This window comes from Halobacillus campisalis (genome assembly GCF_030345335.1).
GTDB classification, from domain to species: domain Bacteria; phylum Bacillota; class Bacilli; order Bacillales; family Halobacillaceae; genus Halobacillus_A; species Halobacillus_A campisalis.
This window is the reverse complement of sequence record NZ_JAPVRC010000014.1, coordinates 39,282-50,741: the sequence shown is the minus strand read 5'-3', so window position 1 is coordinate 50,741 and position 11,460 is coordinate 39,282. Positions and strand designations below refer to the sequence as shown.

The 11,460-nt window shown below is 42.2% G+C and carries 14 protein-coding genes and 1 rRNA gene; 14 read left to right on the top strand and 1 reads right to left on the bottom strand.

The features are described 5' to 3' along the window. The 12 genes from rrf to rsmI all read left to right on the top strand — a co-directional run. Positions 1-87, top strand: a 5S ribosomal RNA gene (gene rrf, locus O2Q26_RS18360); the annotation flags it as partial. A gap of 318 nt (positions 88-405) precedes the next feature. Continuing rightward, on the top strand, positions 406-588 hold the full coding sequence (locus O2Q26_RS18355; RefSeq protein ID WP_253937531.1) for a sigma factor G inhibitor Gin: 183 nt from the start codon (positions 406-408) through the stop codon (positions 586-588). Positions 589-681: 93 nt separating this feature from the next. Then, entirely contained in the window at positions 682-2,109 is a 1,428-nt protein-coding gene (locus O2Q26_RS18350) for an aminotransferase class I/II-fold pyridoxal phosphate-dependent enzyme (protein ID WP_289217224.1), read from the top strand. A gap of 14 nt (positions 2,110-2,123) precedes the next feature. Next, positions 2,124-2,765, top strand: coding sequence for a dTMP kinase (gene tmk, locus O2Q26_RS18345; RefSeq protein ID WP_289217223.1), 642 nt, complete (start codon positions 2,124-2,126; stop codon positions 2,763-2,765). Between the two features lie 36 nt (positions 2,766-2,801). Then, a complete protein-coding gene (gene darA, locus O2Q26_RS18340; protein WP_289217222.1) occupies positions 2,802-3,131 on the top strand; it encodes a cyclic di-AMP receptor DarA in 330 nt (109 codons plus the stop codon). 15 nt (positions 3,132-3,146) lie between these two features. Continuing rightward, positions 3,147-3,587, top strand: coding sequence for a YaaR family protein (locus tag O2Q26_RS18335; protein ID WP_253937535.1), 441 nt, complete (start codon positions 3,147-3,149; stop codon positions 3,585-3,587). 13 nt (positions 3,588-3,600) lie between these two features. Next, entirely contained in the window at positions 3,601-4,587 is a 987-nt protein-coding gene (holB, locus tag O2Q26_RS18330; protein WP_256558392.1) for a DNA polymerase III subunit delta', read from the top strand. A 7-nt stretch (positions 4,588-4,594) separates the two neighbouring features. After that, positions 4,595-5,422, top strand: coding sequence for a PSP1 domain-containing protein (locus O2Q26_RS18325; RefSeq protein WP_253937536.1), 828 nt, complete (start codon positions 4,595-4,597; stop codon positions 5,420-5,422). A gap of 16 nt (positions 5,423-5,438) precedes the next feature. Then, the gene (yabA, locus tag O2Q26_RS18320) at positions 5,439-5,777 is read left to right on the top strand and encodes a DNA replication initiation control protein YabA (RefSeq protein WP_253937537.1); all 339 of its coding nucleotides are present in this window, start codon (positions 5,439-5,441) and stop codon (positions 5,775-5,777) included. A gap of 113 nt (positions 5,778-5,890) precedes the next feature. Then, the gene (locus tag O2Q26_RS18315; protein ID WP_289217221.1) at positions 5,891-6,634 is read left to right on the top strand and encodes a tRNA1(Val) (adenine(37)-N6)-methyltransferase; all 744 of its coding nucleotides are present in this window, start codon (positions 5,891-5,893) and stop codon (positions 6,632-6,634) included. After that, positions 6,624-6,920 (top strand): GIY-YIG nuclease family protein, encoded by a 297-nt coding sequence (locus O2Q26_RS18310; RefSeq protein WP_289217220.1) that lies wholly within the window; start codon positions 6,624-6,626, stop codon positions 6,918-6,920. The genes O2Q26_RS18315 and O2Q26_RS18310 overlap by 11 nt, the downstream gene beginning before the upstream one ends. Continuing rightward, positions 6,889-7,764 (top strand): 16S rRNA (cytidine(1402)-2'-O)-methyltransferase, encoded by an 876-nt coding sequence (gene rsmI / locus O2Q26_RS18305; protein WP_289217219.1) that lies wholly within the window; start codon positions 6,889-6,891, stop codon positions 7,762-7,764. The genes O2Q26_RS18310 and rsmI overlap by 32 nt, the downstream gene beginning before the upstream one ends. A gap of 114 nt (positions 7,765-7,878) precedes the next feature. Here rsmI and abrB read toward each other — a convergent pair whose 3' ends face one another. Continuing rightward, complete coding sequence (gene abrB, locus O2Q26_RS18300) at positions 7,879-8,157, bottom strand: transition state genes transcriptional regulator AbrB (RefSeq protein WP_253936096.1); 279 nt, start codon at positions 8,155-8,157, stop codon at positions 7,879-7,881. Between the two features lie 412 nt (positions 8,158-8,569). On the opposite strand from abrB, the gene metG reads away from it, so the two are divergent. Next, the gene (gene metG, locus O2Q26_RS18295; protein WP_289217218.1) at positions 8,570-10,531 is read left to right on the top strand and encodes a methionine--tRNA ligase; all 1,962 of its coding nucleotides are present in this window, start codon (positions 8,570-8,572) and stop codon (positions 10,529-10,531) included. A gap of 65 nt (positions 10,532-10,596) precedes the next feature. Then, the gene (locus tag O2Q26_RS18290; RefSeq protein ID WP_289217217.1) at positions 10,597-11,367 is read left to right on the top strand and encodes a TatD family hydrolase; all 771 of its coding nucleotides are present in this window, start codon (positions 10,597-10,599) and stop codon (positions 11,365-11,367) included. Positions 11,368-11,460 lie beyond the last annotated feature (93 nt).

Below are 11,460 nucleotides of genomic sequence, written 5' to 3'. Positions count from 1 at the left end.
CCTGTTCCCATGCCGAACACAGTAGTTAAGCTCTTCAGCGCCGATGGTAGTCGGGTTTACCCCCGTGAGAGTAGGACGCTGCTACGTCAATTAGAAACCTTAGAAGCTATTGCTTCTAAGGTTTTTTCTATGGAAATAAAAATCTACTCTATCTTTTTTCTTACCTTTGGTAAGATCTCCGTCTCGATGGATTATATTAATAGCCAGCGTTCAATTAATTAAGAGATAGAATCAGCTTGTTGTTTAGACTTGGAAAAGCATTGGCACTCCTGGCCAGCCATAGAAATAATCATTAACAAAAATATTTCTTAAAAAATATAGTATAGGATTCATAGATTAGGAGATACTAGAAGTAAATCAAGCTTGTCCCTTTATGAAAGGGTGAGCAGGGAGGCTATGAACCTTATGAAAGAAAAGGAATGCTGCAGTATTTGTTCAAAGAAAACGGATGACGGCCTTTATCTTCTACGTATCTATATTTGCCAGGCATGTGAAAAAGAAATGATTCAAACATCAGCTGACGATCCTAAATATCAGTTTTTTATCGAGCAAATGAATAAAGCACACCGCACGATGATTTATTCATAAAATATAGAGGCCGCTTCTGCAAAGGAGTGGCTTTTTTTCTTCTATTTCATGTAGCATGAGAGATAAAGTACACATTAATGAGGGATCACTGACATGGAGAACGAACAAAATAAAACGCCGCTCTATGATGCGTTACTTAAACATTTTCATAATGAACCGATATCTTTTCATGTGCCCGGACACAAATTTGGAGAGGTTTTCAACTCCAGGGGCCTTGATACTTTTAAAAATATACTATCCATAGACGCGACGGAAATCACGGGCCTTGATGATTTACATGGAGCAGATGGGGTCATTGAAGAAGCTCAAAAATTGGCGTCTGCTTTTTTTAATTCTGACGATACTCGCTTTTTAGTGAATGGGAGTACTTCTGGCAATTTAGCATCTATTATGGCCGTATGCCGCCCGGGAGATAAAGTAATCGTCCAAAGGAATAGTCATAAATCGATTCTTCACGGGATAGAGCTGGCAAATGCTCAGCCCGTCTTTTTGATGCCAGAGCATGAGGAGGAGACTCAGCGATATAGCCGTGTGACAGTTGATTTAGTTCAAGAAGCGCTCTCCGCATTCCCTGAGGCGAAGGCTGTGATTTTGACCTACCCCGATTATTTCGGACGTGCCTACGACATTCAGAAAATTATCGAAGTTGTTCACCGTTACGAGATCCCTGTCATAGTTGACGAAGCTCATGGGGTTCATTTTACTTTAGGGTCCCCGTTTCCTATCAGTTCTTTAGATGCGGGAGCAGACGTGGTCATTCAATCCGCTCATAAGATGGCCCCTGCGATGACGATGGCTTCTTTTTTACATAGTAGGGACAACAGGGTGGATAAGACGAGACTGTCTTATTACTTGCAGCTGTTTCAATCAAGCAGCCCGTCGTATCCCTTACTAGCAAGTCTGGACCTGGCCCGCCACTTCCTGAGTGCGTTTGGTACCCACCATAAAAAAGAAATACTGGAGCATGTGTCAGAGGTAAAAGAAGTATTAAAGGATTCGTCGTATCCATTCGAGGTTCTTCCCGCTCAAAACGTGGATGATCCGTTAAAAATTACGCTTCAAACTTTTGCTCCGTGGACGGGGTTTGAAGTGGCTAAGGAGTTAGAAGAGCAGGAAATTCATCCGGAACTGGCTACCTCTGATCAAGTTTTGTTAACGGTCGGACTGCGGTCTCATATAAAGAGCGGGATATTGAAGGAACGTCTCGAAAGGGTGAAATGGCAATTAAAAAATGAGCTCCCGCATGGTACAATAGAGGCAGAAGCGCTGAAATTTAAAAAGCTGCAGACGTTAGATATACAGTATGAAGACTTACAACATAAAACCCCTGCATTCATAGACTGGAGAGACGCTTCTGGTCGTATATGTGCGGAGTCGGTCATTCCGTACCCACCCGGTATCCCTTTAATTATGAAGGGAGAACGGATTAAGCCGGAATCGATCGATTACGTCCATGTGCTGCTTAGGCAAAACGCTCGGTTTCAAAATGAAAGAATTGGTGAGGGGATTTGGGTATATTAAAGGAGAATGGTTTTGTGGACGGACTTTTTGTGACATTTGAGGGCGGCGACGGTGCTGGTAAATCTTCTATTTTAAAAATGGTAGGAGAGCAGTTGAAAGCTGAAGGGTATTCGGTGATAGAAACACGGGAGCCTGGAGGAATACAAATTGCGGAAAGCATTCGCCAAGTCATTTTAGATAAAACCCATACGAGTATGGATGGGCGAACAGAAGCATTATTGTATGCAGCTGCGAGAAGACAGCATTTAGTGGAAAAAGTGATTCCTGCTTTGAGCGAAGGGACCATCGTGTTATGCGATCGTTTTGTTGATTCGAGTTTAGCGTATCAAGGACATGCACGCGGCTTAGGAATGGATGATGTTTTTAAGATTAACCAATTCGCGATTGAAAACCGGATGCCGGACGTGACATTATTTTTTGATATCCCGCCAGAAAAAGGATTAGAACGAATCGCCAAAAATGATGAACGTGAAAAAAACAGGCTGGACCTTGAGGCGTTAGATTTTCATAAGAAAGTATATGAAGCTTACCTTCTATTACGCCAGCGTTATCCCGACCGGATTCATTCAATTGATGCGGATCAAAATATAGAGAGTGTTTATCAGGCTGCCAGACAATCTCTGCAACCTTATTTAATAAACAGACATAAAGTTTGATATAATAATAAAAAATCAATTGGGAGGTATTTTCCAATGAAAATGATCATTGCCATCGTTCAAGATAAGGATAGCAATCGCCTGACGGACGCATTAGCAGAAAATAATTTGAAAACGACCAAGTTATCCACGACAGGCGGGTTTTTGCGTGAAGGGAATACAACCTTTATGATCGGCTGTGATGATGATGAAGTTGATGATGCACTTGGCATCATCCGCAAAAACTGCAGTCAAAGAGAGCAGATGGTTGCCCCTATTTCACCAATGGGCGGGAATGCCGACTCTTATATACCAAAGCCAGTTAAAGTAGAAGTAGGCGGTGCGACCGTATTCGTTCTGCCCATTGATTCATTTTTTCAGTTTTAAAAAGGAGCTTGCCTCATGAAAATTACGCAGGACGTCCGAACTCAATTAGAAGGAACGAAACAGCAGGCCCAGGTAAATACCAGGGGTAAACAGAGTTTCGATTCCATGGTGCAGTCCCAATCCCGTCAGCTTCAGGAAGCGCAGTTAAATCAATTGATGAAAAGCATTTCTGCTCAAGGGGAGAAGGTTGCTCGTTTTCGGTCGTTTCGGGATCTTGCGAAATACAAGCGGCTGATCAAAGATTTTCTGGAGGAGTCTGTTAAATACGGTCTGAATGTAAAGCAGACCCATAGTTTTGATTTGGATGGACGCAGCCGAAAGTTAACGATTGTAGAAGCGGTCGATGAACGCTTGGCTGAGCTGACGGAAGCCGTCATGGATCAGGAAAAGCAGTCCATCGATTTGCTCGGCATTATCGGTGAAATCAAAGGATTATTAATTAATTTATATACTTAAGGACGGAAACATTATGCCATCATGGACGGATATGAAAGAAACGCAGCCGCTCGTGGCTCAGATGCTGGTCAACAGCTTTAAAAAAGACCGAATTTCCCATGCTTATCTTTTTCAAGGGGATAAGGGAACAGGCAAACGGGAAATGAGCACGTTATTTGCGAAGAGTATTTTTTGTAAAGAAAGAGAAGGTGCTGAACCTTGTCAGACGTGTGTGAATTGCAAACGAATCGATTCCGGCAATCACCCTGACCTGCACTGGGTTTCGCCTGACGGGCAGTCTATTAAAAAAGAACAAATCCTTAACTTACAAAAAGAATTTACGTATACAGGGATGGAGTCGAATCTCAAAGTCTATATTATCGTCGATGCGGATAAAATGACGACAAATGCGTCAAACCGTCTGCTGAAATTCCTTGAGGAGCCGAACCAGCAGACGACAGCTATGCTACTGACAGAAAATAGTCAATCTATGCTGGATACGATTCGTTCCAGGTGTCAATTGCTCGCTTTTCAACCGTTGAATCCGGAAAGGGTTGAAAAGGAATTAGAGGATCTCGGAGTTTCGACATCAAACGCCAAAATTCTCGCCTCTCTTACGAATAACCTCCAGGAAGCACAGGAATTAAATGATGAAGACTGGTTTGCTAATGTGCGAAAATTAGTGATACAATTAGTTGAAGTGCTTCTCAACAAACCAAACGAAGGACTTTTATTTATCAACCATCAGTGGATGCCTCATTTTAAAGAAAGAAAGCAGCTTCAAATCGGATTAGATGTACTTATGCTCTGGTTCCAAGATTTGATTCATCAAGATTTGGACCGAGAACAAGCGATTGTGTTTACCCAAGAAAGAGAAAAAAGGGACCAGGCAGTATTAAGATGGTCACGTCAATCCGCTGCTCAATCTTTATCATTGATTTTAGAGGCGAAGCGAAAAATAAATCAGAATGTCCATCCGACGTTAGTGATGGAACAGCTTACACTTCAACTGCAGAGGTGATTTTATAGTGATCGAAGTTGTAGGTGTCCGATTCAAACAGGCGGGGAAGATCTATTATTTTGATCCAGGCGATTTGAAAATGACGACGGAAGATTACGTCATTGTAGAAACGGTCCGAGGGATTGAATTTGGAAAAGTAGTGATTGCCAATAGGACGGTCGACGAAGAGGATGTTGTCCTTCCTTTGAAAAAGGTGATGCGTTTAGCCGATGAAAAAGATAAAATATCGGTCGACGAAAATACCGAAATTTCCGAAGAAGCTTACCGCGTTTGTGGGATGAAGATACGTGAACATAAATTAGATATGAACTTAGTGGATGTGGAATATACATTTGATCGAAAAAAAGTCATTTTTTATTTTACAGCCGATGGCCGGGTGGATTTCCGTACGCTAGTAAAAGACTTAGCTTCCGTATTTAAGACGCGGATTGAACTTCGTCAAATTGGCGTACGAGATGAAGCGAAGATGCTAGGTGGTATAGGACCTTGTGGGCGTATGCTTTGCTGCTCCACATTTTTAGGTGATTTTGAACCGGTTTCGATTAAGATGGCAAAAGATCAGAATTTATCTTTGAATCCGGCGAAGATTTCCGGATTGTGCGGCCGTTTAATGTGCTGCCTTAAGTACGAAAATGATGATTACGAATCCGCAAAACGAGAGCTTCCAGACGTAGGGGAACGCATAGCGACATCTTACGGAAAAGGTAAAGTAGTAGGCCTTAACATGTTAGAGCGCCTGGTACAGGTAGAATTCCGTGAACAAGAAAGGACGCTTGAATATTCCTTGCAGGAGCTGATCGATGAGGGAGTCGTTCAAACTGAAGCCACAGAATGACGGGGTGGAATCAAGCGTGAACAAGAAAGCTATATTTGAACAAGTATCGCATTTAGAAACGCAAATCGGCGAGCTTTATGAGCAATTAGGTGACTTAAAAGCACAGCTTGCTTATTTATTAGAGGAAAACCAGCACTTGTCGCTTGAAAACCATCATTTACGTCAGAGATTAGACCACGAGAATGAAAGTGAGCAAAAATCTCGGAGTAAGAATGAAAAAGGCGCAGTTGTCGGGGAAGGATATGACAATCTAGCCCGTTTATACGAAGAAGGGTTCCATATTTGTAATCTGCATTTTGGCAGTCCACGTGATGAAGATTGTTTGTTTTGCCTCTCATTTCTAAATAAGAAATAGATTTTTGGTCCAAGCCTTTCCTTGCTCAGCCGAGGAAGGGCTCTCTTTTTATCAGCAGTTAACGGGAACCTTAAGGTTATCTGGTTTCATTTTATAAAAGGAAGTGCAAGCGTATGGTTCAGTTAAAAGGTGACGAACGGATTGATTTTTTACTAGCAGAAGAAAATATGAGGATTATCCAGAGTGATCAGGTGTTCGCTTTCTCTATAGATGCCGTCTTATTGGCCAGGTTCACCTCCGTACCGCGGACAAGGGGAAGGATCCTCGATTTATGTACAGGGAATGGTGTGATTCCTCTGTTCCTCTCACGCCGATCTAAAGTGGATATAACAGGAGTGGAAATTCAAGAAAGATTGTATGATATGGCTCTTAGGAATATAAAATTGAATAACTTACATGAACGATTACATATGGTTCATGGGGATCTAAAAGACATGCCCTCTCACTTAGGGAATGGACGTTTTGATTTGGTGACGTGTAACCCCCCTTATTTTCCCACTCCGGCTCATGACAAAAGAAATCTGAATGAGCATTTAGCTATTGCACGCCATGAAATCTACTGTTCTTTAGAGGATGTAGTGAAGTCCTGCAGCCGATTGACGAAATCGGGAGGAAAGGTGTCTATGGTACATCGCCCTGGACGTCTCGCAGATATCATCACATTATTCCGTAAGTATCAGTTGGAACCAAAGCGTCTGCAGTTTGTACATCCGAAAAAAGGGAAGGAAGCGAATGTCTTATTGATTGAGGCGTCCCGTGATGGGAAGCCGGACTTGAAAATCCTTCCGCCCCTTTATACTCATAATGAAAACGGGGAATACAGTCACGAGTTCCGGGAGATTTTATATGGAAAGTAAACATGCTGTATACATGATTCGATGTAAGGACGGTTCATTGTACACAGGCTACACGAATGACCTGAACGCCCGGTTACAAAAGCATGCGGACGGCAAAGGGGCCAAGTACACTAGAGGGCGTGGTCCATTTACGTTAGAGTACTGTCAAACCTTTGCAAGTAAGACGGAAGCGATGCAGCAAGAGTATCAGATTAAGCAATGGCCGCGTGTAAAAAAAGAAGAATGGATTGTGCTTAAGAATGGAGGCGAACGCGATGCATATTCAAAAGAGCTATATTCCTCATGATGGTTTAGGAACGCTGTATATTGTGCCTACCCCGATCGGAAATTTGGAGGATATGACGTACCGGGCAGTTTCGGTCCTTCATGATGTCGACCGGATAGCTGCTGAGGATACGAGAAACACGAAAAAGCTGTTAAATCATTTTGAAATCCATACCCCGTTAATTAGTTATCACGAGCATAATAAACATACCCGGGGCGAGCAGCTGATATCAAGCCTACTTGCTGGGGAAAGCTTAGCGGTCGTCAGCGATGCCGGTATGCCCGGGATTTCGGATCCTGGAGCGGATCTCGTTAAATCAGCTCAAGAAGAAAGCATTCCTGTCGTCGTTCTTCCCGGGTCGAATGCGGCCCTTCCTGCCTTAATCGGTTCAGGACTTTCGACGGATAAGTTTTATTTTTGTGGCTTTTTGCCACGAAAGAAAAAAGAAAGGCTGGCTGAACTTCAGACGTTAGAAAATGATTCGGCTACCCTCATATTTTACGAATCTCCCCACCGGTTAAAAGACATGCTGGCTGATACTTATCAGCAGTTAGGAAACCGGCAGGCAGCTTTAGCTAGAGAACTTACAAAGAAATACGAAGAATACATCAGGGGCTCTTTACAAGAATTGATATCCTGGGCTGACGAGCAGGAACTGCGGGGGGAATTCTGTATCGTTGTTGAGGGGACCGAAGAAGAAACAGAAACGGACCAATTCTGGTGGAGTCATTTATCGACAGTCGAACATGTCGATTATTATATTGACGAACAAGGATTGAAATCGAAGCAGGCTATTAAAAATACGGCGGTTGACCGAAAGATGCAAAAGCGGGATGTGTACCAGGCGTACCACGTAGAAGAATAAAAATTAGAGCCCTTACTGCCTGGACAGTAAGGGCTCTTCTTAGCTAGAACATATGTCAAAAAGTTATGAGTGTTTTAATTAACCAGTTGTGTAACGGTATCTCTATTTTTTATGTTACTTGTCGATTTGACCTTGAATTTCTTTAAGAAGCATTTGTGCTCCTTCTTGGCTCAATACCAAATTGCCATTTGCAAGTTTCATATTATCATCAGAAACTTCCCCGGTTACATGGCATGTCATGTTCGGCTTGTATTTCTTTAGAACGATGCGATCATCATCCACATAGATTTCAAGCGCGTCTTTTTCATTGATTCCTAGAGTACGACGAAGTTCAATTGGAATAACTACCCTTCCTAGTTCGTCAACTTTACGTACAATACCTGTAGATTTCATTTGTTTATCTCCCCTCAATCAAAGTTATTCGTCAAAAATCGACATATGTCTCGCTAATAATAGTACCAACGTTTCCCAAACCTGTCAATTCACTTAATTTCCAAAAGGACCAAAATTCATCATACCTATATGGGTATATAGAAGTGGTTATGACTGACCTTCCACTTTTAAGAACAATCTTCGACAAAATTCGTCATTCCAAAATTGGTTCAATTATCCAACGTGTTATACTATTGAATTTTACCAGATTATACCTTGCCGATAAACAATTTCAGCTTCAAGATTATATGATTTTTTTGACATTTCAGTGAAGTATTCGGTATATTTTAGAGTTAGAAATGGTTATAAAGAAATTAAAGAAAAAGAATGGTACAATACTCTGTATGAATGTTGAAATTAAGGAGGGCACATGATGTCGGAAGAGAAAAAGACCTTTTACATTAGTACACCCATTTATTACCCAAGCGGTAATTTGCATATAGGACATGCTTATACCACAGTAGCAGGAGATGCGATGGCACGATATAAGCGTCTGCAAGGATACGATGTCATGTATCTGACCGGAACGGACGAGCACGGACAGAAGATTCAGCGTAAGGCAGAGGATGCAGGCGTCACTCCTCAAGCGTATGTGGACGATATTGTGTCTGGAATTAATGATTTATGGGATAAGCTTGATATCTCTTATGATGATTTCATTCGTACCACTCAGGATCGTCACAAGAAAGTCGTCGCTAAAATATTCGACTATCTATTAAAAAAAGGTGACATTTACCTTGATGAATATGAGGGATGGTACTGCACTCCGTGTGAATCATTCTTTACAGAACGTCAGCTTGATAACGGGCACTGTCCAGACTGCGGTGGCGACGTTGAAAAAGTGAAAGAAGAATCTTACTTCTTTAAAATGAGCAAGTATGTAGATCAGCTGCTTGAATTTTACGAAAACAATCCAACGTTTATCCAGCCGGAAAGCCGTAAAAATGAAATGATCAATAATTTCATCAAACCTGGGCTTGAAGACTTAGCGGTTTCAAGAACGACATTTGATTGGGGAGTAAAAGTTCCTTCTAATGAAAAACATGTCGTTTACGTATGGATCGATGCACTGAGTAATTACATTTCAGCTTTAGGCTTCGACAGTGAAAACGATGAACTGTATCAAAAATATTGGCCGGCGGATGTTCACCTCGTCGGGAAGGAAATTGTGCGTTTCCACACGATTTATTGGCCGATCATGCTGATGGCCCTGGATCTGCCTCTGCCGAAAAAAGTATTCGCGCATGGATGGATTTTGATGAAAGACGGGAAAATGTCCAAGTCCAAAGGAAACGTAGTGGATCCTGTACAATTAAGTGACCGCTATGGTTTAGATGCACTTCGTTATTACTTGCTAAGAGAAGTACCATTCGGTTCTGATGGAGTGTTCACGCCAGAAGCTTTCGTGGAGCGGACAAACTACGACCTTGCGAATGACTTAGGCAACCTTCTCAATCGGACGGTCGCGATGGTGAGCAAGTATTTTGATGGAGAGATACCTAAACTGACCCTTTCAGAGGATGAATTTGATAAGCAGTTGGAAACGCTGGCTGCAGAAACAAAAACTTCTGTGGAAGAGGCGCTTGAAAACATGGAGTTTTCTGTTGCCTTAGCAGACTTGTGGAAATTCATCAGCCGCACGAACAAGTATATTGATGAAACTCAGCCATGGGTATTAGCAAAAGATGAAGCTAAGAAGGAACGTTTAGGTAACGTGATGGCTCACCTGACGGAATCACTGCGTCATACCGCTGTTATGCTTCAGCCGTTTTTAACAGGTACTCCTGAGAAAATCTTTCAACAGTTAGGGGTTTCTCAAGAAGATGAGTACAAATCCTGGAGCAGTATTTCAGAATTTAAAGGTCTTCCTGAAGGAACGACTGTACAAAAGGATGACCCTATCTTCCCTCGTCTCGATGCAGAGGAAGAGGTGCAGATCATTAAAGATATGATGAAAAAGCCAGCCCCAGCGCCTGAGAAGAAGCCGGAAGAGAAAAACAATCAACCGGAAGAAGTCACGATCGATGATTTTATGAAGCTCGATTTCCGAGTAGCAGAAGTCACTAAGGTCGAAAAAGTGAAAAAAGCAGACAAGCTGCTGAAGCTTCAGCTCGACTTAGGAGAAGAGAAACGTCAAGTGGTTTCGGGAATCGCTGAGCACTATGGTGAAGAGGAACTTACCGGCAAGAAAGTGATTTGTGTAACAAATCTTAAGCCTGTTAAATTAAAAGGCGAACTATCTCAAGGAATGATTTTGGCTGGTGAAGATGACCAAGGCAAACTGGCTCTGGCCTCCATTGATCAAACACTTGCGAACGGTTCCAAAGTTAAATAAATTATAAAGGGGAAAAGCACTACGAGGCTTTTCCCCTTTTCCGTTAATCAGAAGGAGGACTCACCATGTTATTTGATACTCACGTACATTTGAATGCTGATCAATTCAACGAAGACCGAGAAGAAACGATCGCGCGCGCTCGCGAGGCGGGTGTTCAATATATGACAGTCGTCGGCTTTGACCGTAAAACCATCCCTCTGGCTATTCAAATAGCTGAAGATTATGACCACATGTATGCAGCGGTCGGCTGGCATCCTGTGGACGCTATCGACATGACAGAAGAAGATCTTCAGTGGATAGAAGAGCTGTCTTCTCATCCTAAAGTTGTGGCTATAGGTGAAATGGGACTTGATTACCACTGGGATAAGTCTCCTGCAGACGTGCAGAAAGAAGTGTTCCGCAAACAAATTCGTCTGGCTAAAAAAGTGAAGATGCCGATTATCATTCATAATCGGGAAGCAACGGACGATATCGTCGAGATTTTAAAAGAAGAAAATGCTGCTGAGGTAGGAGGAATCATGCACTGTTACAGTGGGCCTGTAGAAACGGCTAAAGAGTGTGTGGATATGAACTTCATGATTTCCTTAGGAGGTCCTGTCACTTTCAAAAACGCAAAGCTGCCTAAAGAAGTAGCGAAGGCCATTGATTTAGAGCATTTACTTGTCGAAACGGATTGTCCATTTTTAGCACCACACCCTAATCGTGGCAAGCGTAACGAGCCTGCTTACGTGAAGCTGGTGGCTGAACAAATAGCTGAATTAAAGGGACTAACTTACGAAGAAGTAACTCAACGAACTACTGAGAATGCTTTCAAGTTTTTCCGTATTAATTCATAAATTGGAGGACTTTAGCACTAATGTTACAAAAATGTTGTCTATATGTATAGGAACTGTAACATCCTTGTTATGTTAATTGTATAGGTAAAAGTG